Origin of the sequence: Streptomyces sp. NPDC020875 (assembly GCF_040641415.1) — a bacterium.
Classification (GTDB): domain Bacteria; phylum Actinomycetota; class Actinomycetes; order Streptomycetales; family Streptomycetaceae; genus Streptomyces.
Genome location: NZ_JBFADP010000091.1, coordinates 1 through 21,132, shown reverse-complemented (window position 1 = coordinate 21,132; position 21,132 = coordinate 1). Strand labels below are relative to the sequence as shown.

Genomic DNA, 21,132 nt, shown 5'->3' with positions numbered 1-21,132 from the left:
GTCACCCCGGCGTCCGGACCGCCGCCGGACCGCCCGGGGCGGAGAAGCCGGACCGGGAGACCGGGGTCCGTCATCCGGTGGGCGGCGGTCGTGCCCGGATCCGCCGACGTCCGCGGCGCATCGGCGCGCCCGCCGCCCCGACATGCGGATTTCACAAGTGGAGGTGCCATCCGCATATGCCTGTGGCCAAAAACATAGGGCCGTCGCGAGGGTCCGCCGCAGCGGTCCGGCGGCCCGTCAGGCGCCGTCCTCCAGCCGGAAACCGACCTTCAGGCCGACCTGGTAGTGGTCCACGCGGCCGTCCGAGAGATGGCCGCGTACCTGGGTGACTTCGAACCAATCCAGCCCGCGAAGTGTCTGATTCGCGCGGTTGATGCCATTTAGAATGGCCTGATCGAGACCCTCGGGGGAGGTTCCGACGATTTCGGTGACCCGGTAGGTGTGATTCGGCACGGGGGTGCTCTCCTCTCGGTACGCTCACTCCACTCCGTTCCGGAAATGGACGATGGGCGAGGTGTCCGGATTGAGGTCTCTTCGGGGGTTGACCTCACCTTTTGGTCCATACCAAAATCCAGCCACGCCCTGCGCGTCCCTGAACGCGATACCCCCCATCGGGTTCACATTTTCATGCCATAAGGTGAACGTTGTGAGAAGCCGCCCTGTCCCCATTTCCGTCGCACTGGTGTGCCTCGCGTCGCTCACCGGCTGCGGCATCATCTCCGGGTCCGACAAGACCACGGTGAAGATCTGGCTGATGAAGGACAGCGCGTCGGACGAGTTCATCGAACGCTTCACCAAGGCGTATGAACGGGACAATCCGTCCGTGGAGCTGACGTTCGCGTTCCAGGACTGGACGGGCATCGGCAAGAAGGTGAACGCGGCCCTGGAGGGCACGGACACCCCCGATGTGATCGAGGTCGGCAACACCCAGGTCGCCCAGTACGCGGAGACCGACGCGCTCACCGATCTCACCGTGGAGTCCACCCGCGACCTCGGCCAGGAGGACTGGCTGCCCGGTCTCGCCGACCCCGGGAACATCGACGGCGCCCAGTACGGCATCCCCTGGTACGCGGCCAATCGCGTGGTGATCTACAACAAGGACCTCTTCCGTGAGGCGGGCGTCACCGACCTGCCCACCAACCAGGAGGAGTGGATCAACACCACCAAGAAGCTCAACAAGGGCGGCAACCAGGGCATCTACCTCCCCGGCCAGGACTGGTACGTCTTCGCGGGCTTCGTCTGGGAGGAGGGCGGCGAACTCGCCGTCGAGCGCAGCGGCTCCTGGCAGGGCGAGCTGGACAGCCCCGCCGCCATGAAGGGCATGAAGTTCTACCAGGAGCTCCAGGCCCTCGGCCGCGGCCCGAAGAACCGCGACGAGCGGAACCCGAAGCAGGCCGAGGTCTTCGCCAAGGGCGATGTGGCCCAGCTGATCGACACCCCCGGCGCCACCGCCCAGATCCTCAAGGCCAACCCCGCCCTCAAGGGCAAGCTGGGCTACTTCGCGATACCCGGCAAGAAGTCCGACAAGCCCGGCGCCGTCTTCACCGGCGGCTCCGACCTGATCATCCCGGACAAGGCGAAGAACCGGGCCGAGGCCGTCGAGGTCATCAAGGCCCTCGCGGGCGAGAAGTGGCAGACCGACCTCGCCCGCACCATGAACTACGTGCCGAACAAGAAGTCCCTCGGCAATGTGGTCTCCGGCGAGAGCAACATGGCCATGGCGCGCGGCGCCGGTGCCCCGGGCAGCAAGGCCACGCCCAACTCGCCCCGCTGGGCCAATGTCGAACTGGACAACCCGATCAAGCTCTATATGACCGAGGTCCTCCAGGGCGGCGACATCGAGCGGAACGCCAAGAAGGTGTCCGACGCGATCACCAAGACCCTCTCCGCGACACTCTGATCCCGGACCGGTGACGCCAGGGGCGGGGGAGCGCGCGGCGCGCCCCCGCCCCGGTCGTCTCCCGGCCGCTCAATCCGGCGCCGAAAGGGATAGGGCGAACCTTCCGGCCCGGTCCGTCCACCAGTGCGTCAGCCGGAGACCGGCCGCCGCCAGCTCGTCCCGTACGCCCTCCCGGCGGAACTTGGCCGACACCTCCGTACGGACCTCCTCGCCCGCGTCGAACGGCACCGCGATCCCCAGCTCCGGGAACTTCACGGTGAGCGCCGAGCGGGCCCGCAGCCGCATCTCGATCCACTCCCGGTCCGGGTCCCAGAGCGCCACATGGTCGAAGTCGTCCGGGTCGGCGTCCGCGTCCAGTTCCCGGGCCAGCACCCGCAGCACGTTCTTGTTGAAGTCGGCCGTCACCCCCGCCGCGTCGTCGTACGCCCGGACCAGGACCGCCGGATCCTTCACCAGATCGGTACCGAGCAGAAAGGTGTCCCCGGGCGCCAGCAGCGCCCGGACCGACGCCAGGAAGCGCGCGCGCTCGTCCGGCAGCAGATTCCCGATCGTCCCGCCGAGGAACGCCACCAGCCGGGGACCGGGTGTCACCGGCAATTCGATACCGGCGGTGAAGTCCGCCACCAGCGCGTGGATCTCCAGCTCCGGCCGCTCGGCGAGCAGGGTGCGCGCCGCCCCCGTCAGCGCGCTCTCGCTCACGTCCACCGGCACATAGCTGAGCGGACCGGCGAGGGCGGCCAGCAGATGACGGGTCTTGTCGGACGAGCCGGAACCCAGCTCCACCAGGGTGCGGGCCCCGCTCGCCGCGGCGATCCCGGCGGAGCGGTCGAGCAGGATCTCCCGCTCCGCACGGGTCGGGTAGTACTCCGGCAGCCGGGTGATCTCGTCGAACAGGGCGCTGCCCCGGGCGTCGTAGAACCACTTCGGCGGCAGGGTCTTGGGCACGGCGGTCAACCCCTCGCGGACATCGGCCCGCAGCGCGGCGCCGGTGGCGTCCTCGGGCAGGGTGCGGGTCAGGACGAACGGACTCACGTGACAGGCTCCTTGAGGGGGGTCAGGAGAACATCGGCACGGGTGGCCCGGAGCAGGGTGCGGTCGGGGACCTCGCGCCAGCGCGTATCGTCGTCGTACGGCTCCGAGGCCACGACCGTGCCCCCGCCGGGCGCGCCGTCCCCGGCCAGGTACCACAGGGAATCGCCCCAGGCGGTGGCCGTGACGGTGACGCCGTCGGTGAGCAGCAGATTGAGCCGGGAACCGGGGGCCGCGCCCGCCGCCTCGTGGACGGTCGCCGCGAGCGCGTCGCCCGGCTCGTCGCCGTCGCGCAGCCGCCGCAGCGCCAGCGCCCACAGCAGCGCCGCGTCGCAGCGGGCCTCCAGCGCCAGCAGATCCGCCGCGGGCAGCGCCGCCGCCAGCGGTGCGACGCTCCGGGGCCAGCCCGCGACGGCGCCGTTGTGGCTGAACAGCCACGGCCCGGCGGCGAACGGCGCCGCCGCCGCCTCGCCGTCGGAGCCCGGGACGGTGGCATCGCGTACGGCCGCGAGGAAGGCGCCGCTGCGGACCACCCGGACCAGGTCGGCGAAGGACGGATCGGCCCAGACCGGCCCGGAGCGCCGGTAGCGGCCGGGCACCGGATCCCCCGGCGCGTACCAGCCCACTCCGAAGCCGTCCGCGTTGACCGTGCCGTGGCGCTGGCGGCGTGGTTCCCACGACTGGCGCAGCAGCGAGTGCGCGGGCGCGGTCAGTACCTCGCCCAGTGGCAGCGGCGGCCCCAGATAGGCCAGGTGGCGGCACATCAGATGTCCCGCGCGGTACGGAATCCGGCGAAGATCTGGCGGCGTACCGGCAGGTCCCAGTTGCGGAACGTGCCCCGGCAGGCCACCGCGTCGACCCCGAAGGCGCCGCCGCGCAGCACCTTGTGGGCCGGGCCGAAGAAGACCTCCGAGTACTCCCGGTAGGGGAAGGCGGCGAACCCCGGATAGGGCAGGAAGTCGCTCGCCGTCCACTCCCACACATCGCCGATGAGCTGCCGTACGCCGAGCGGTGAGGCCCCGTCCGGATAGCTCCCGGCGGGTGCGGGCCGCAGATGGCGCTGGCCCAGATTGGCCCGCTCCGGGGTGGGGTCGCCGTCGCCCCAGGGGTAGCGGCGGGACCGGCCGGTCGCCGGGTCGTACCGGGCCGCCTTCTCCCACTCGGCCTCCGTCGGCAGCCGCCGTCCGGCCCAGCGGGCGTAGGCGTCGGCCTCGTACCAGCTGATGTGGAGGACGGGCTCGTCGTCGGGGACGGGCTCGACCACCCCGAATCTGCGGCGCAGCCATCCGCCGCCGCCGTCGCGCCGCCAGAACAGCGGCGCCTCGATGGTGTGCCGCCGGATCTGGGCGAAGCCATCCGCCGCCCACCACCGGGGGTCGTGATAGCCGCCGTCGTCGATGAAGGCCCGATACGCCCCGCAGGTCACCGGGGTGGTGTCCAGGTAGTAGGCGGGGACGTCGCGGGGGTGCGCGGGCCGTTCGTTGTCCAGCGCCCACGGCTCGGTCGAGGTGCCCATGGTGAACGGTCCGCCGGGCACCAGCACCTCGGCCGGAGCCGGCGGTCCGCTCCCCGCCGCCGGACGCGGCGGCTCGGGCGCGGTGAGGGCCACCGGGCCGCGCCGCAGCTGATGGGTGATGAGCATGGTCTCGTCGTGCTGCTGCTCGTGCTGGGCGATCATCCCGAAGGCGAAGGCCGCGTCGGTGAGCGGCCCGCCGTCGGCCAGCGGGGCGGAGCCGAGGACGTCGAGTACCCGGTCGCGGACCTCGGCCGCGTAGCGCCGGGCTTCCGGCGGCGGCAGCAGGGGCAGCGCCGGGCGGCTGGCGCGCGGATGCTCGAAGGCGTCGTAGACGGAGTCGATCTCGGGGCGCAGGGCGGCCCGGCGGCCCACCGTGCGCAGCAGCCACTGCTCCTCCTGGTTGCCGATATGCGCCAGATCCCACACCAGGGGCGACATCAGGGGGGAGTGCTGGGCGGTCAGCTCGCCGTCGTCGACGGCGTCGGTGAGCAGGGCGGTCCTGGCCCGGGCGGCGGTCAGCGCGTCCAGCGCGCGGTCCCGCAGCTTGTCGGGCCCGTCGTGTGCGGTGTCGTCGGTGGTCACGCTCGCGGCTCCTTCCCCGGGGACGGCGGCGGATGGTCGTCGGCGGGACATCGGCCCCGCAGCACATGGCGCTCGTGGAACGCGGCCACCGCGTCCTGCACCCGGCGCGACGCGCCCGCCCTCGGCAGCGCCTCCAGCGCCGCGCCGAAACAGACCTCGGCCGCGCCCCGCAGCTCGGGATCGGCCAGCCCGTACCGGGCCGCGTCCAGCCAGAGCGGATTGCGCGGAGCGGGCCGCGGCCCGGCCCGCTCCGCCAGCGGCTTCACGGTCCGATAGGCCAGCTCGGTCGCCTCCGGGTCGTCGAAGAGGGCCGCCGTGACCGCCAGCGGTACCTGCCAGCCGTCGTCACCCGGCTGGGCGTCGATCATCCGCAGCTCCAGATGGCCGCGCGGCCGGACCGGCGGGAAGAGCGTCGTCAGGTGGTAGTCGAGATCGGCGCGGGTGGGCGGCCGGGGCGCCCCGGACCGTATCCACCGGCGGAACGTCAGCCCCCGGGGCCGCTCCCAGGGCCCGTCGCCCGCGGGGCGTACCACCATCACCGGCGCGTCCAGGACATGGCCGGCCCAGGCGTCCCGGGGCTCGCGGTCCGGCGGCGGCGCGATCGGCCGGACCGCGTCCAATTGGGCCCAGATGGCCTGCCGGGTGGAACGCCAGCCGGTGGTACGGCCCTCCAGGACGGGGGAATTGGCGAAGGCGGCGGTCAGGACAGCGCCCAGGAGGTGCGCCAGCCGCCAGCGCCTGCCCAGCCCCAGCGGCCCCGGCTCCTCCTCTCCGGCGTCCAGACAGACCTGGATCGACGCGGACGAGCACATCATCACCCGGCCGCAGGGACTGGTCCGGTCGAGGTACGCCTCCATGGCGTCGTAACGGGGCTCGCGCAGCAGTCTGCGGGGCGCCCGCCAGGGGTCGAGTCCGGTCCCGGTGAGGGCCAGACCGTCCCGGTCGAGCAGGGCACGGACGGCGCGGAGATCGGCCGCGACGGCGTCGACGCACTCCATCAGGGAGGCTGCCGGGGCCGAGCTGAGTTCCAGCTGCCCGCCGGGCTCCACGGTGACGGCCGAGGCCAGCGGCAGGGAACGGGCCCCCTCGTGGGCCGCCGTGAGCCGGTCGGCCGGGACCCGGCGGCGGGGGTCGTGCTTCTCGTGTACGAGCCACTCCAGCTCCACGCCCACGGCGCGGGGAGGGCCGGTCTTGAAGCAGATACAGCGGAGCAGATCCTCCGCCTCCGCTTCCTCGATGGGCCGGGCGGGGTCGCCGGCTTCGGATGGTCGCATGACGGCTCCTCCTGCGAAGGGACCTCTGTCAACCTAAGGCCACTCCGACCCGGCCGCACAAGGGCGCCCCGGCACCGCCCCACCCCGGGCGGGCCGCGCCGCCGAAAACCGTTTGCCGCCGTCTTCGCAGGTCAACCAGGATGTCGGCAATGAGCGCACGACTGCGGGCGATCGCCCGGGAGAACCAGGAATTCATCGCGGCGGGCCGATATCCCGCATCCGACGGCCGTCTCGTCCCCTTCGGGGACCGGCTCGCCGAGGCCCTCGAAGGCACCCGCCTCCACGGCCCGGGACCGCTGACCGTCACCCCGGGGACCGACCGGGTGACGGAGTTCCGGGTCACCGGCGCGAGCAGCACATCGGCGGCCCTGTGGCTCGCCGACGCGTCCCCCGAACCGGTCGCGGTGCTGAACTTCGCCTCGGCCCGCAACCCCGGCGGGGGCTATGTCAACGGCGCCCAGGCCCAGGAGGAGGCGCTTTGCCGGGCCTCCGCGCTCTACGAGACCCTGCTGCGGGCCCCCGAGTACTACGCGTATCACCGCGAGAACCGCGACCCCCTCTACTCGGACCGGGTGATCCACTCGCCCGCCGTCCCCGTCTTCCGCGACCACCGGGACCGGCCGCTCGACGCCCCGCGCCATATCGGCTTCCTCACCTCGCCCGCGCCCAACGCCGGGGTGGTGGCCCGCCGGGAGCCGGAACGCGCGCACCTCGTCCCGGCCGCGCTCGCCTCCCGCGCCGAACGCGTACTGGAGGTCGCGGTGGACCGCGGCTACCGCCGGATCGTGCTCGGCGCCTGGGGCTGCGGCGTCTTCCGCAACGACCCGGCGACCGTCGCCGGGACCTTCCGGGCGCTGCTCACCGGCGACGGCCGGTTCGCCCGCCACTTCGACGAGGTCGAGTTCGCGGTACTGGACCGCACCAAGTCCCGGTCCACCTTCGAAGCGTTCCGTACGGCCTTCGGATCCTGACCGCCGGTCCGGCCGTGCCCGGTCCGGCGCCCGCCCCCGGACCGCTGCCGGAACACGCCCCGCCCGCAGGGCAGTTGGCGCGATATCCCCGGCGACGGATCCGGCCAACCGGCCGACGTTGTGCAGTGTCGTTCTGGAATGATGCCGAGGGCGATGAGCCAGACACCCAAACAGACCGCGGACCGTTCCGTACCCACCAGCGCCGATGTCGCCCGCTTAGCCGGGGTCTCCCGGGCCACCGTCTCGTACGTCCTCAACAACACCGCGTCCGTGCGGATCAGCGAGCCCACCCGGCGCCGGGTCCGCGAGGCCGCCGAGGAGCTGGGGTACGTACCCCACGCGGCGGCCAGGAGCCTGCGCGCCGGACACACCCGGATGGTCGTGCTGCCGCCCGCGACCCTGCCCGCCGGACCCCTCTACGGGCGTTTCCTGGCCGAACTCCAGGCGGCCCTGCGGCGGCTGGACTACACCGTCGTCCAGTACGGCAGTCTGGGACTCGACGGCGACGAGGCGGCCCGCGCCTGGGCCGAACTGCGGCCGGTCGCCGTCGTCGCCCTCGGCGAGGTCGGACTGACCCCGCACGGCGTCGACGTGCTCAAGCGCTCCGGAGCCCGGGCCGTGGTCACCCTCGGCTCCCGGCGGGTCAACGGCGCCCACTGCTTCGTGATGGACCAGCGGGAGGTCGGCGCCCGGGCCGTCGCCCATCTGGTCGAACGGGGCCGTCGCGCCATCGGCGTCGTCATGCCCCAGGAGACCGGCCTCGAACGGTTCTCCGAACCCCGGATCGAAGGCGCCCGCAGGGCCGCCGCGGCGGCGGGCGCCCGGATCGAGGCACTGCCCCTGCCCTACGAGGAGGCACCGGCGGCCGCGCTGGCCGCCCGCTGGCGGCGGCTGGGGCTCGACGCGGTCTTCACCTACAACGACGACTACGCCGTACTGCTGATGCGCGCCCTCCAGGACGAAGGCATCGCGATACCCGCCGAGACCGCCGTCATCGGCGCCGACGATCTGCTCCTCGGACGGCTCCAGCGCCCCCGGCTCAGCACCGTCCACATCGATCTCGTCACGGGACGGCGGCTCGCCGAACTCGTCGACCGGGTGGTACGCGACCCCGCCGACGAACCCGTCGTCCACGATCTGATGGGGGCCAGGGCGATAGGCCGAGACTCCACCTGACGACCCCCTCGGGGGCGGTCCGTCCCCGGTGCGGGTGCGGCGACGGTTCCGCCCCTCTACCGTCACTCGCATGACTACCCAACCGCAGCGCTACGAGATCCTCCTCGTGCCTGAGCACGTGGTGGGACACGACGCCGCGCAGCTGGCCCAGGACGCCATCCGCTCCGCCGTCGTGGAGGCGACCGGCGAATGGGGGGCCTCCGGCTACCCCAGGTACGCGGGCCACGGCGTCGTCGCCGACATCGACCCGGTGACCCGTACCGTCGAGGCGCTGCTCGTGGACGGCGCCGAACTGGAGTACGGCCTGTCGGTACGAGTCGTGGACCCGGCCCGCGACTGACCCGCGGCGGAGACCCGGCGGTACGGCACCGGCCTACGAGGCGAGGCGGCCGGACGCGGCCCCGGCCCCGTACGGAACCCGACCCTCTGCCCCGGCCCTACTCGCCGCCCCGGGCGCCCTCGGCCTCCTGCACCGACTTGCGCACCTCGTCCATGTCCAGCGCCCTGGCCTGGCCGATCACATCCTCCAGCGCCGCCTCCGGCAGCGCGCCCGGCTGGGCGAAGACCGCGACCCGGTCGCGGACGATCATCAGGGTGGGAATGGACCGGATCTCGAACGCCGCCGCCAGCTCCTGCTGGGCCTCGGTGTCGACCTTCCCGAAGACCAGATCGGGGTGACGCTCGGCCGCGCCCTCGTAGACGGGCGCGAACTGCCGGCACGGGCCGCACCAGGAAGCCCAGAAATCGATCAGGACGAAGTCGTTCTCCGACATCACCTGGTCGAAGTTCTCCTTGGTGAGCTCAACCGTGCTCATAACATGCTCCTTGTCTTGTTCCGGGCGCTTTCGCCCGCTCCGGCTCCGGTGACAACGGCGCCTCCGGTCCGGCTATTCCTGCCCGGCGATCCCCGGGCCATGTCCCCGCTCGGATCACCCGGTGATCCGCGGAGCGCCGACGGCCTCATTCCCCGCCGTGTCCCCGACGGGAGCCACGATCCTGTGTGATGATCGACAGAAACCGGACAAGCTGTTTACGGGCTGTGACAACGTCGGACAGGGAAGGACACCGGACATCATGGACGCTGCGAGGCCGGATCCCGTGGAGTACGACGTCGTGGTCATCGGCGCCGGCCCCACCGGCGAGAACGTCGCCGACCGGGTCCGGGCGGCGGGCCTCAGCGCCGCCGTCGTGGAGAGCGAACTCGTCGGCGGCGAATGCTCGTACTGGGCCTGTATGCCCAGCAAGGCCCTGCTGCGCCCGGCGATCACCCGGGCCGACGCCCGCAGGGTCCCCGGAGTCCGCCAGGCGGTCCAGGGACCGCTGGACACCGACGCCGTACTCGCCCACCGGGACGAGTACGCCTCCCACTGGAAGGACGACGGCCAGGTCGCCTGGCTCGACTCCACCGGCGCCCGGTTCTACCGGGGCCGGGGCAGACTGCACGGCCCCCGCGAGGTCGTCGTCACCAGCTCCGAGGGCGAACACCACGTCCTGACGGCCCGTCATGCCGTCGCCGTCTGCACCGGCAGCCGTGCCGTCCTGCCCGATCTGCCCGGCCTCGCCGGCGCCAGGGCCTGGACCAGCCGCGAGGCCACCAGCGCCCGCGCCGTACCCGGCAGGCTCGCCGTCGTCGGCGGCGGTGTCGTCGGCGTCGAGATGGCCACCGCCTGGCAGGCACTCGGCGCCCGGGTCACCCTCCTCGTCCGCGGCGGGGGACTCCTGCCCCGGATGGAGCCCTTCGTGGGCGAACACATCGCCGACGCCCTCACCGAGGCGGGCGCCGACATCCGGCTGAACACCGATGTCACCGCCGTCGTCCGGGACGGCGGCAGCGGCCCCGTCACCCTGGTCCTCGCCGACGGCGACCGCGTCGAGGCGGACGAGGTCCTCTTCGCCACCGGCCGCGCCCCGCGCACCGACGACATCGGCCTCGACACCGTCGGACTCGCCCCCGGCTCCTGGCTCCCCGTCGACGACACCCTCCGGGTCGAGGGCAGCGACTGGCTCTACGGCGTCGGCGACGTCAACCACCGCGCCCTCCTCACCCACCAGGGCAAATACCAGGCCCGGATCGCCGCCGCCGCGATCGTCGCCCGCGCCCAGGGCGTCCCCCTCCTCGAAACCGACCGCTGGGGCGCCCACAGCGCCACCGCCGACACGGCGGGCGCCCCCCAGGTCGTCTTCACCGACCCCGAGGCGGCGGCCGTCGGCCTCTCCCTCGCCGAAGCCGAGGCCGCGGGCCACCGCGTCCGCGCCGTCGACCACGACATCGCCTCGGTCGCGGGCGCCTCCCTCTACGCCGACGGCTACCGGGGCCGCGCCCGCCTCGTCGTCGACCTCGACCGCCGAATCGTCCTGGGCGCCACCTTCGTCGGCCCCGCGGTCAGCGAACTGCTCCACTCGGCGACGATCGCGGTGGTGGGAGAGGTCCCCCTGGACCGGCTCTGGCACGCGGTCCCGTCGTACCCGACGATCAGCGAGATCTGGCTCCGGCTGCTGGAGACGTACCGGCAGGGGTAGTAGCGGAGTCCGTCGCCCAGGATGCGGCCGCCCCGGGATCCCCTGGTGGGGCAGGGGCGGCGACTGCCGGCGAGGACGAGGCCGTGTTCGCCGCGAGGCATCAGCCCGTCCCCGGTACCAGAAGGCCGAGTATCGCCAGCCGCTTCCCTCATGACCTGGCTGCTCCTGATCGCCCGTTGCCGCCTTCGACGCCGCGCCTGGTGTCCTGGCGGCCGGCGTGGCAGGCCCAGAGGACCAGCGGGACCTGGAGCGGGAGCCTTGCGTAGGCCATGGCTTTCGCGGTCGTGGAGCGGTGGCGCCAGTCGTAGGCCATCTTGACGTTCGCGGGGAACACTCCTGCCAGGAACAGAGCGGTGGCTTGGGCGCTCACCCTTCTGGTTGCCGGTAGCGCGAGACCGGCGGCCAGGGTCAGTTCGGCCACACCGCTGGCCGTGGTCCAGGCGCGGGGGCTGCCCGGCAGAGAACGCGGCACGATGGAGTCGAACTGCCTGGGTGCGGCGAGGTGAGCGACTCCGGCCGAGGCCATCAGGCCGGCGAGCAGAAGCGCGGAACGCGCGGGGGACATGGGATTCCCTGAGAATGTGAGGCGGTCCGGGAGGACCGGGTGTCGGGGGTCATGGGGTGCCTCGATCGCTGATCGGTGCGGGGCGCCGGGTCAGGTGGGGAGGGCCATCAGGAGCAGGGGGTCGGTGGTGGGCTGGGGGGAGCCTCCGGTGGGTTCGAGGGAGAGGCCGACGGCGCCAGCGTCGGCGGGATTGCCGGTGAGGATCACGGTGCCGTCGTGGTCGATGAGTCCGGCGGGGCGCATGGTGCCGTCGTGGTCGAGCCAGAGCTGGTAGGTCTTCCCGGCGCCGGGCGCGGGCAGGCCGGTGGTGGTGAAGGCGGCCCTGTTCTGGCGTTCGGAGGTGACCACGGTGGTCAGGGCGCCGTTGCTCGCCTTGCCGTGGACGGTGCGGGCATCGGGGGCCGCCAGGATGCCGGTGATGGCGTCGAGTTGCTGCCGGCTTTGGCGGGCCTGCCGCTCGAGGTCCTGCGCGTTCTGTGTCTGCCATAGGGCGACGCCGCCCAGCGCGACGGCTGCCACGACGGCGGCCAGTGCCAGGGAAACGGCGCGGCGGCGGAGGAGGGCGCCGATGGCGGGTGCCGTGCTGGACGCGGGGATGCGCGGCGGCACCTGGCGCACCCCGTCGATGGCCGCCATGACCTGGGCCTTGGCCGTGGCCGGTGGCGTTTGGGAGACGGCAGCCGCCAGGCGGGCCGCGGTCGCCGCGAACTCGGCGGCCTCCTGTCGGCAGGCCTCGCAGGTCCGCGAGTGGGCTTCGAAGTCGCCGCGTTCGGGGTCGTCGAGCGCGCCGAGGGCGTAGGCGGCGGCAAGGGTGTGGGAGTCGTTCGGATGGTTTGTCATGTGGTCACCCCCATGCAGTCGCGGAGCCGGATGAGCCCGTCGCGCATGCGTGTCTTTACGGTGGGAAGAGGTGTGCGCAGACCTTCGGCGACTTCACGGTAGGTCAGTCCCTGGTAGTAGGCCAGGGTCACCGCCTGCCGTTGCAGTTCGGTCAGTCCGCGCAGGCAGCGGCGTACCTGCTCGGACTCCAGGCGGGTCTCGACCTGTTCGGCGACCTCGTCGAAGGCCGTGGTGTGCTCACGGGCGGCCTGTGCCTGTTCGCGGTCGGCCGCGGCCTGGGCGGAGCGGACCCGGTCCACGGCACGGCGGTGCGCGATCGTGGCCGCCCAGGTCGGTACGGTCCCGGTCTCGGGGCGGTAGCGGGCGGCCTGCCGCCACAGGTCGAGCATGACCTCTTGGGCCACCTCCTCGGACTGCGCACGGTCGCGCACGACCTTGAGCACGATCCCGAAAACCAGGGGAGCGAGGGCGTCGTAGAGGGTCGAGAAGGCTTCTTTGTCGCCGCGGGCCACCTTCTGCATGACCTCGGCGAGGTCGCTGCCGACGTGGTCGCCGGGGCGGCCGGCGGCGAAGGGGATCGGTTGGTTCATGTGTGCCGCTCCGGCCGTGCTGAGAAGGCGAAGGGACGGCCTGGGCGGGCCGTCGGGGGGCGGGGCGTCCATCGCATGCCGTTCCTCGTGTCGTCGCTGTTGCGGGGGCCGGACGACCCCGGGGAAGCGGTCCGGCCTCGGAAACCTGTGTGTTTCCCCTGTTCTTCGTAGCGGGCGGGCCTGCGGATGGGTGGCTGCTTCGTCAGCCGCACCACCGGGGCTTACCCCGTTGGAGAGAGCAGTGGGATCAGACAGCCGCCCGCAGCGCGGCCGCGAAGACCGACGGTGGCGTAGCCCGAAGCATCCACCGGCGCGACCGGATGGCTACGCTCCCGGCGTGGCGACGACCACCACGACCCGGACCGCCCCGGTGGGAAGGCGCGGATCCCGGCCGGGCTGAAGAATGCGCCGGGCAGAGCCCGCGCCCGCGACACGGTGACCGGTCTGCGTGGCTCGCTTGCCGGGACCGGGCCGCTGGTCGGGCGGCAGAACGCACAACTCACGGTCCTCCGCTGCGCCTCGGCCCCGCGTCTGGTGACCCGTCCGCCTGTCGGAAGTCCGCAACGCCCCCCGAAGCGGCCCTGCCCCGGCGGCCTACGCTGGTGCCCCCGCTCCTGCGGCCACCCTGGAGGGGCGATACGGAGAGGGCGGTCCACTCTTTCGGGAGTCGGACCAATCCGCCGGGCGCAGGCCGCCGAATGCCGGGTGTGAGCAGCTTCCGCAGCACCCTCTTCCGCGCTTCACGGGGCGCGCCTGCCGGGCTTCTGGCCGGGTTCACGGCCCTGGCCGTGGCCGAGCTGGTCGCCGGGCTGGTGCGGCCGGCGGCCGGGCCCGTGACGGTGGTGGGCGGGGCGGTGATCGACCGGACGCCTGCCGCGGTGAAGGACTTCGCGATCCGTACGTTCGGGGAGAACGACAAGACGGTCCTGCAGCTGGGAATCCTCGTCATTCTCGGCCTCATCGCCGTCGCCCTGGGCGTCCTCGCCTTGTCCTTCCGCCGCGCAGGCGCCGCGGGGGTCGCGCTGTTCGGGATCGTCGGCGCCGCAGCCGCCCTCAGCCGCCCCGACTCCACCGGCGTCAGCGACGCGCTGCCCTCGATCGCGGGAGCGGTCATGGGAGCCCTCGCCCTGTACGTTCTGGCCGCCAAGGCGACCTCCTCTCCTGCCCGGGCCGGTGCGGACGGCGATGACGATGCCGGTTGGAACAGACGCGGGTTCCTCGCCGCCGCCGGTGTGATCGCGGCGTCGGCCACCGTGGCCGGAGCGCTCGGCCGGTTCTTCACCGCCCGTCACAGCCGGGCAGCCGTCGCCTCCCGCGAAACCCTGATCCTGCCCGAACCGGCCTCCCCGGCCCCCGCCGTCCCCGCCGGCGTCCAGCTGAAAGTGCCCGGCATCACGTCCTTCACCACCCCCAACCGCGACTTCTACCGCGTCGACACCGCCCTGACCGTCCCCAAGGTCGACGCCGGCACCTGGCGCCTGCGCATCCACGGTCGCGGGGTCACCCGCCGCACCTACACCCTCGAACAGCTCCTCGCCCGCCCGCTCATCGAACGCGACATCACCCTGACCTGCGTCTCGAACGAGGTCGGCGGCCCCTACATCGGCAACGCCCGCTGGCTCGGCGTACCCCTCGCCGACCTTCTTCAGGAAGCCGGCGTCCGGCCGCCGTCGAAGGGCGGGCGGGCCGATCAGCTGGTGGCACGCTCGGTAGACGGCATGACGCTCGGCTCACCCGTCGAGGACGTCATGGACGGCCGCGACGCGATGCTTGCGGTCGGCATGAACGGCGAGCCGCTGCCCTTCGACCACGGCTTCCCCGTCCGCATGCTCGTCCCCGGCCTCTACGGCTACGTATCGGCCTGCAAGTGGATCGAGGACATCGAACTCACCACCTTCGACGCCTACGACCCCTACTGGGTCAAGCGCAAGTGGGCACGCCGGGCCCCCATCAAGACCCAGGCCCGCATCGACACCCCCAAACCCTTCGCCCGCCCCGCCGCCGGCACCGTCACCGTCGCCGGCGTCGCCTGGGCCCAGCGTCGCGGCATCACCCGCGTACAGATACGCGTCGACGACGGGCCCTGGCAGGACGCCGACCTCGCCGCCCGGGCGGGCGTCGACACCTGGCGCCAGTGGTCCTACCGCTGGGCCGCCACCCCGGGCGGACACAACATCACCGTCCGCGCCACCGACGGCACCGGCCGAGTCCAGACCGAACAACGCACCCGCACCGTCCCCGACGGAGCCAGCGGTCGGCACAGCGTCTTCGTCACCGTCCCCTGAACCACCCGGGGCCACGAGCACCAGCCCGCACCCCCGGCCAAACACAACCACCCACCTCACCTTCCTCTTGAGAAACCCTTCATAGGAGCTAACGATCATGAACAGCATGAAGATCCGCCGCACCACCGTCGCCGTCGCGGCCGCAGCGCTCCTGCCCCTGTCCCTGGCCGCGTGTTCCGACTCCGACAGCGACACCAAGGCCGAACCCGCCGCAACCGCTGAGCAGCCCGACAAGGCGGGCGAGAGCACTCCCGCCGGCGACTCGAAGACCGGCGACCAGCCCTTCGGCCCTGCCTGCGCGGGCGTGCCCAAGGAGGGCGCGGGATCCTTCGACGGCATGGCCAAGGACCCGGTCGCCACCGCCGCGTCCAACAACCCTGCCCTGTCCACCCTGGTGACCGCGGTCAAGCAGGCCGGCCTGGTGGACACCCTCAACAACGCGAAGGACATCACGGTCTTCGCCCCGACCAACGACGCCTTCGCGAAGATCCCGAAGGCCGACCTCGACAAGGTCCTCGCCGACAAGAACATGCTCACCCAGATCCTCACATACCACGTCGTAGGCCAGAAGCTCACCCCCCAGCAGCTGCAGAACGGCAGCTTCGAGACCCTCCAGAAGGGCATGGTCACCACCACCGGATCCGGCGAGACGTACAAGGCCAACGAGACCGCCAACGTGGTCTGCGGCAACGTCCGGACCGCCAACGCCAACGTCTACATCATCGACTCGGTCCTCATGCCCAAGTAGCCCCCCGCACAAGGTCCGCAAGCCCCGGTGGTCCGGTACCCCTCCGCTTGGGAGGGGTACCGGACCACCGGCATGTTCCCCGCCCATGCCGAGGCCGACGTCCGCCTCACCGCATAGGACACGGTCTAAGCTCCCCGGATGGCAAAGTACTTCGACGTGCACCCCCAGAACCCCCAGCGGCGCACCATCACCACCGTGGCCGACAGTATCCGTTCCGGCGCGCTCGTCGCGTACCCCACGGACTCCTGCTACGCGCTGGGCTGTCAGCTGGGCAGTCGCGACGGGATCGGGCGCATCCGCTCGATCCGGAATCTCGACGAGCGGCACCACTTCACCCTTGTCTGCGGGGACTTCGCCCAGCTGGGCCGGTTCGTGCATATCGACAACAATGTGTTCCGGGCGATCAAGGCCGCTACGCCGGGCCGCTACACCTTCATTCTGCCCGCGACGAAGGAGGTACCGCGACAGCTGCTGCACCCGAAGAAGAAGACGGTCGGGGTCCGCGTCCCCGATCACACGGTCGCCCAGGCCATCCTCGCCGAGCTCGGTGAACCCCTGCTCTCCAGCACTCTCCTGCTGCCGGACGAGGAGGAGCCGCTGACCCAGGGCTGGGAGATCAAGGAACGGCTCGACCATGTCGTCGACGCCGTAATCGATTCCGGTGACTGCGGCACGGAGCCGACCACGGTCGTCGACTTCTCCGGCGGTGAGCCGGAGATCGTACGCAGGGGAGCGGGTGACACCGCCCGGTTCGAGTAGCCGCTTCGAGGCACCGCCCGTGAACGGCCGCCTCCAGTGCGGGAGGCGGCGCCGTCGCGATGCTGACGTACTGTCAGGAACCTTGCCCCGCAGGCGATTTCCCGCAGTCACGACACGAGGTGGCCGAAGTGATCATAGAGTGATTTCATGTCTGAAAAGCTGAACTCCGCGAGATCCCGTGCCGCGCTCCGGTCATCGGCGCGGGTCTGCGGCGAGCTGCTCGTGGTCCTGGTGATGGCCGCGGTGGCCGTGTGGGTTCTCGGTCGGATGTGGTCGGTCATCTGGCCGCTCATAGTCGCCCTTCTGCTCACCACGTTGACCTGGCCCCTGGCCCGCTTCCTGCGTCGTCACGGCTGGCCCCCGGCATTGGCCGCCGCCACCGTGACGATGCTCTTCCTGCTGTCCGTCGTGGGCGCCGTGGCGATGATCGCGGTTCCGGTGGCGGACCAGTCCGGAGAGCTGATCACCGGTGTGGTCGAGGGAATCCACCAGTTGCGCGAATGGGCCGCCGGGCCGCCGCTGAACATCGGCGACGACGAGATCACCGAGGGCGTCGACGCCGCGGTCAGCCGCGTACAGGACAGTGTCGACAGTCTCCTCACCACCCTCTTCACCGGGTTGAGTACGGTGGTGAACGGTGTGGTGACGGCTGTTCTGTCGGTCTTCCTGATGTTCTTCTTCCTCAAGGACGGTCCGAAGTTCCTGCCGTGGCTCGCCCGCCAGCTGCCCGGCCGGCTCGCCACCGACGTACCGACGCTGGCCGCGCGCGGCTGGGACACCCTGGGCACGTTCGTGCGGTCCCAGGCGCTCGTCGGCCTGCTCGACGCCGTCCTCATCGGGATCGGCCTGTGGGTCCTGGGGGTTCCGCTGGTGCTGCCGCTGGTGGTTCTGACCTTCGTCTCGGCGTTCGTACCGATCGTCGGAGCCTTGTTCGCCGGCCTGGTCGCGGTGCTCATCGCGTTGGTGTCGAACGGTCCCGCGGACGCGCTGATCGTGCTGGGGATCATCGTCGTGGTGCAGCAGCTCGAGGGGAATGTGTTCCAGCCCATGATCCAGAGCCGTGGGCTGGGTCTGCACGCGGGGATGGTCCTGCTGGCGGTGACCCTGGGCGGCAGTCTGGCCGGGATCGTCGGCAGCCTGATCGCGGTACCCGTCGCGGCGCTGCTCGCGGTGGCCTGGAACTATCTGCGCGAGCAGCTCAGCGATCCGCCCGGGGAGCTCGACTCCGAGGAGCCACTGGCCGCTCCCGCTCCCGCTCCCGCTCCCGCTGCCGTTACGGCTACCGCTGACCCGGCCTGAGTCGAGCCCGGGGTCGTGACGCGACCGGGCCCTGAGGGTGGCGGCGGTTCCCGGCGATCCCGTACGGCGGGATTCCCGTATCGGCGGACCGGGCCGTGCCGGTGGCATTCCGCGGTCCGGGCCGCGCATCGCGAGTCACTGACTATTCGTCAATTTCCCAAAATACGCGGCTACTTGGTGCGGTCCGGCCTCTTGTGCGCGGCCCTCGGCATGGATTAGACCTCTTCTCGCGATTGGTACGGACCATCTGACCCCACTCAGACAAGGCCATCAGCATGTTCAGACGCACCTCCGCGTTCCTGGCGACGGCTCTGCTCGCCTCGCTCGTCGCGGTCCCATCGAGCGCTCACGCCGGTGACGACGACAACCGTCTGCCCGGCCACCGTGTGGCCTACTTCCCCGCGTGGAGCGTCTACAGCGGCTTCTCCGCCAAGAAGGTCCAGGACTCGGGGCAGGCGGCGAAGCTGACCGTGATCAACTACGCCTTCGGCAATATCTCCCCCGAGGGCACCTGCTTCGAGGACAACCAGGCCGACCAGGCCGACGCCTGGGCCGACTACCAGCGCCCGATCTCCGCGGCCGACTCGGTGGACGGCGTCGCCGACGCCTGGGACCAGCCGCTGAAGGGCAGCTTCAACCAGCTGCGGAAGCTGAAGGCGAAGAACCCTCAGCTCAAGGCCGTCATCTCGATCGGCGGCTGGGGCTGGTCCAAGTACTTCTCGGACGTGGCCGCCACCGACGCCGCGCGCAAGAAGTTCGCGGCCTCCTGCGTCGACCTCTACATCAAGGGCAACCTGCCGCAGCTGGGCTCGCCGGAGGGCGGGCCGGGCAGCGGCGCGGGCGTCTTCGACGGCATCGACCTCGACTGGGAACACCCGGGCGGCGACGGTCTGCCGGACAACTCGGTACGTCCCGAGGACGGCCGCAACTTCACCCTGCTGCTGGCCGAGTTCCGGCGGCAGCTGGACGCGCTGGGCGACGGTGAGCGGGGGCGCCACCTGCTGACGGCGGCCGTCGCCGCCAACACCGACGTCGCGGACCGGCTGGAGCTGCGGAAGGTCGCCCGCCAGGTGGACTACCTGAATCTGATGACCTACACCATGCACGGCTCCTGGGAGCCGCAGGGCCCGACCAACCACCAGGCGAACCTCTACACCGACCCGGCCGACCCCTCCGGCCCCGACTACAGCTACAGCGCGGACCGGGTGGTCCGGCACTACCTGGCCGGCGGCCTGCCGGCCCGCAAGGCGGTACTCGGCATACCGTTCTGGGGCTACGGCTGGACGGGCGTGCCCGCCGGGGCGAAGAACGGCCTCTACCAGCCCGCCACCGGCATGTCCCCGCGCGGCGGCGGCCAGCTGCCCTACAAGGCCATCAAGGATCTGCCGGGCGCGGTGCACACCGACCGCAAGTACGGCGCGGCGTGGAAGTACGACGGCACCGAGTTCTGGACGTACGACACCCCGGCCACCGCCGCCCAGAAGGCCCGCTACGCCAAGCGGAACGGTCTCGGCGGTGTGATGGTCTGGTCCCTGGACGGGGATGACGACCAGGGCTCGCTGGTCGCCGCGCTGGACCGCGGTCTGCGGCGCTGACCCGCGGACCGCGATCCGGTGGCGGGCGAGGCGCCCCGGCCGCCACCGGACGCGGTCGGCGGACTCCCGGACGTTCACGGACGTCGCGCGCCCGGTCCGCCGGTCCGCCCGCTCGCCGACGGGGCGGACCGGCGCCGCGGCCGTGTGTACCACCGCGCGGCAGGGGCAGGAATGACCACACGGGGAAGGCGGCAGGGGCGGGGCGGTGGTCCGGGCCCGGCAGCCCGGTGACAGAGGAGCGGTATGGAGATCGGGGTCTTCCTTCCCATCGGCAACAACGGCTGGCTCATCTCGAAGAGTTCTCCGCAGTACATGCCGACCTTCGAGCTGAACAGGACCGTCGTACAGCGCGCCGAGGAGTACGGGCTGGACTTCGCCCTGTCGATGATCAAGCTCAGGGGGTTCGGCGGTGAGACGGAGTTCTGGGACCACTGCCTCGAATCCTTCACCCTCACGGCCGCCCTGGCCGCCGTGACGCGGCGGATCAGGCTGTACGCCTCCGTACCGATCCTCGCCCTGCACCCGGCGATCGCGGCCCGGATGGCCGCCACCGTCGACGCGATCGCCCCGGGCCGGGTCGGCGTCAACATCGTCACCGGCTGGGCACCCGCCGAGTACGCGCAGATGGGTGTGTGGCCCGGAGACGAGCACTTCGCCAACCGGTACGCGCGGGCGGCCGAGTACGTCACCGTGCTGCGGCAGTTGTGGGGTGACGGCGTGAGCGACTTCCAGGGCGAGTTCTACCGTATGGACGACTGTGTTCTGTCGCCGCGCCCCGCGGGCGGACGGGTCGGCGTCCTGGCCGCCGGACAGAGCGGTACGGGAATGAGGTTCGCCGCCGAGTACGCCGACGGGAACTTCGTCCTCGGCACGGGGGTCAACACTCCGCTCGCCCTCTCCGAGGCCGCCGCCGCGCTCGCCGGACAGGCGCGTACGACCGGTCGTGACGTCGGGGCGTACGCGCTGTTCATGGTGATCGCGGACGAGACCGACGCGGCGGCCCGGGCGAAGTGGAAGGACTACCACGACAACGCGGATCTCGCGGCGCTCGGCTATGTCGCGGCGCAGACGGCCGAGGACACGGACGCCGACGGCACGTCGACCGCGCGGACCGTGGCACTCCCCGAGGGCGCGGTGAACCTCAATATGGGGACACTCGTCGGATCGTACGAGCACGTCGCGCGGATGCTCGACCAGCTGGCCGGTGTGCCCGGCGTCAAGGGGGTCATTCTCGTCTTCGACGAGTTCCTCGAAGGCATGGAGAACTTCGGTACGCAGATCCAGCCGCTGATGAAGTCGCGTACCGCGGCCCGAGAGGGCGTCTGATCGTTCCCGGGAGAACCGGTCGGCCGCCTCCGGCGGGCGCCTGGTTCTGCTCTCGCGCCGGTGAGGGCGAGTGAGCCGAAGGGGCGCGTCGTGTTCTGGAAGGAGAACGCGCGCAGGCCGCGAGGTACGAGCGGCCGAGCACGATCGACTGAAGAAC

At 71.7% G+C, this 21,132-nt stretch carries 20 protein-coding genes; 11 read left to right on the top strand and 9 right to left on the bottom strand.

Annotated elements, in window-relative coordinates:
• Window positions 1–237: 237 nt before the first annotated feature.
• Window positions 238–453, bottom strand: a complete 216-nt coding sequence (locus tag AB0G74_RS32710; RefSeq protein WP_358822798.1) for a dodecin — start codon at window positions 451–453, stop codon at window positions 238–240.
• A 193-nt stretch (window positions 454–646) separates the two neighbouring features.
• Between AB0G74_RS32710 and AB0G74_RS32705 the strand changes: the two genes are divergently transcribed.
• Window positions 647–1,900 (top strand): extracellular solute-binding protein, encoded by a 1,254-nt coding sequence (locus tag AB0G74_RS32705; protein ID WP_361153861.1) that lies wholly within the window; start codon window positions 647–649, stop codon window positions 1,898–1,900.
• Between the two features lie 69 nt (window positions 1,901–1,969).
• Here the strand turns inward: AB0G74_RS32705 and egtD are convergent, their stop codons facing one another.
• The 4 genes from egtD to egtA are packed head-to-tail and all read right to left on the bottom strand — an operon-like array spanning window position 1,970 to window position 6,301.
• Window positions 1,970–2,932, bottom strand: a complete 963-nt coding sequence (gene egtD / locus AB0G74_RS32700; protein WP_361153859.1) for an L-histidine N(alpha)-methyltransferase — start codon at window positions 2,930–2,932, stop codon at window positions 1,970–1,972.
• On the bottom strand, window positions 2,929–3,693 hold the full coding sequence (egtC, locus tag AB0G74_RS32695) for an ergothioneine biosynthesis protein EgtC (RefSeq protein WP_361153856.1): 765 nt from the start codon (window positions 3,691–3,693) through the stop codon (window positions 2,929–2,931). The genes egtD and egtC overlap by 4 nt, the downstream gene beginning before the upstream one ends.
• On the bottom strand, window positions 3,693–5,027 hold the full coding sequence (gene egtB, locus AB0G74_RS32690; protein ID WP_361153854.1) for an ergothioneine biosynthesis protein EgtB: 1,335 nt from the start codon (window positions 5,025–5,027) through the stop codon (window positions 3,693–3,695). Before egtB ends, egtC begins: the two co-directional genes overlap by 1 nt.
• Window positions 5,024–6,301 (bottom strand): ergothioneine biosynthesis glutamate--cysteine ligase EgtA, encoded by a 1,278-nt coding sequence (gene egtA, locus AB0G74_RS32685; protein ID WP_361153852.1) that lies wholly within the window; start codon window positions 6,299–6,301, stop codon window positions 5,024–5,026. The genes egtB and egtA overlap by 4 nt, the downstream gene beginning before the upstream one ends.
• A gap of 149 nt (window positions 6,302–6,450) precedes the next feature.
• On the opposite strand from egtA, the gene AB0G74_RS32680 reads away from it, so the two are divergent.
• The 3 genes from AB0G74_RS32680 to AB0G74_RS32670 all read left to right on the top strand — a co-directional run bounded on the left by AB0G74_RS32680 (window position 6,451) and on the right by AB0G74_RS32670 (window position 8,788).
• Window positions 6,451–7,272, top strand: a complete 822-nt coding sequence (locus tag AB0G74_RS32680; RefSeq protein WP_361153849.1) for a TIGR02452 family protein — start codon at window positions 6,451–6,453, stop codon at window positions 7,270–7,272.
• Between the two features lie 153 nt (window positions 7,273–7,425).
• On the top strand, window positions 7,426–8,448 hold the full coding sequence (locus AB0G74_RS32675; protein WP_361153847.1) for a LacI family DNA-binding transcriptional regulator: 1,023 nt from the start codon (window positions 7,426–7,428) through the stop codon (window positions 8,446–8,448).
• 70 nt (window positions 8,449–8,518) lie between these two features.
• Entirely contained in the window at window positions 8,519–8,788 is a 270-nt protein-coding gene (locus AB0G74_RS32670; protein ID WP_361153844.1) for a hypothetical protein, read from the top strand.
• A gap of 97 nt (window positions 8,789–8,885) precedes the next feature.
• On the opposite strand, the gene trxA is transcribed toward AB0G74_RS32670, so the two are convergent.
• On the bottom strand, window positions 8,886–9,263 hold the full coding sequence (gene trxA, locus AB0G74_RS32665) for a thioredoxin (RefSeq protein WP_358822806.1): 378 nt from the start codon (window positions 9,261–9,263) through the stop codon (window positions 8,886–8,888).
• Window positions 9,264–9,522: 259 nt separating this feature from the next.
• On the opposite strand from trxA, the gene AB0G74_RS32660 reads away from it, so the two are divergent.
• Window positions 9,523–10,968: an NAD(P)/FAD-dependent oxidoreductase gene (locus AB0G74_RS32660; protein WP_361153842.1), complete on the top strand. Its 1,446-nt coding sequence runs from the start codon at window positions 9,523–9,525 to the stop codon at window positions 10,966–10,968.
• Window positions 10,969–11,116: 148 nt separating this feature from the next.
• Here the strand turns inward: AB0G74_RS32660 and AB0G74_RS32655 are convergent, their stop codons facing one another.
• From AB0G74_RS32655 to sigK, 3 genes are all read right to left on the bottom strand, one after another.
• The gene (locus tag AB0G74_RS32655; protein ID WP_361153839.1) at window positions 11,117–11,533 is read right to left on the bottom strand and encodes a hypothetical protein; all 417 of its coding nucleotides are present in this window, start codon (window positions 11,531–11,533) and stop codon (window positions 11,117–11,119) included.
• 90 nt (window positions 11,534–11,623) lie between these two features.
• Entirely contained in the window at window positions 11,624–12,373 is a 750-nt protein-coding gene (locus tag AB0G74_RS32650; RefSeq protein ID WP_361153836.1) for an anti-sigma factor, read from the bottom strand.
• Window positions 12,370–12,963: an ECF RNA polymerase sigma factor SigK gene (gene sigK, locus AB0G74_RS32645; RefSeq protein ID WP_361153833.1), complete on the bottom strand. Its 594-nt coding sequence runs from the start codon at window positions 12,961–12,963 to the stop codon at window positions 12,370–12,372. The genes AB0G74_RS32650 and sigK overlap by 4 nt, the downstream gene beginning before the upstream one ends.
• A 698-nt stretch (window positions 12,964–13,661) precedes the next feature.
• Here sigK and AB0G74_RS32640 point away from each other — a divergent pair.
• From AB0G74_RS32640 to rutA, 6 genes are all read left to right on the top strand, one after another.
• Window positions 13,662–15,248 (top strand): molybdopterin-dependent oxidoreductase, encoded by a 1,587-nt coding sequence (locus AB0G74_RS32640; RefSeq protein ID WP_361153831.1) that lies wholly within the window; start codon window positions 13,662–13,664, stop codon window positions 15,246–15,248.
• Between the two features lie 97 nt (window positions 15,249–15,345).
• Window positions 15,346–15,996: a fasciclin domain-containing protein gene (locus AB0G74_RS32635; protein ID WP_361153828.1), complete on the top strand. Its 651-nt coding sequence runs from the start codon at window positions 15,346–15,348 to the stop codon at window positions 15,994–15,996.
• A 138-nt stretch (window positions 15,997–16,134) separates the two neighbouring features.
• Window positions 16,135–16,755 (top strand): L-threonylcarbamoyladenylate synthase, encoded by a 621-nt coding sequence (locus AB0G74_RS32630; protein WP_361153825.1) that lies wholly within the window; start codon window positions 16,135–16,137, stop codon window positions 16,753–16,755.
• Between the two features lie 147 nt (window positions 16,756–16,902).
• Window positions 16,903–18,054 carry an AI-2E family transporter gene (locus AB0G74_RS32625; RefSeq protein WP_361153823.1) on the top strand — a complete coding sequence of 384 codons (1,152 nt, stop codon included), beginning with the start codon at window positions 16,903–16,905 and terminating at the stop codon, window positions 18,052–18,054.
• Window positions 18,055–18,329: 275 nt separating this feature from the next.
• Window positions 18,330–19,649 carry a glycoside hydrolase family 18 protein gene (locus AB0G74_RS32620; RefSeq protein WP_361153820.1) on the top strand — a complete coding sequence of 440 codons (1,320 nt, stop codon included), beginning with the start codon at window positions 18,330–18,332 and terminating at the stop codon, window positions 19,647–19,649.
• 243 nt (window positions 19,650–19,892) lie between these two features.
• Window positions 19,893–20,975 (top strand): pyrimidine utilization protein A, encoded by a 1,083-nt coding sequence (gene rutA / locus AB0G74_RS32615; protein WP_361153817.1) that lies wholly within the window; start codon window positions 19,893–19,895, stop codon window positions 20,973–20,975.
• Window positions 20,976–21,132: the final 157 nt, after the last annotated feature.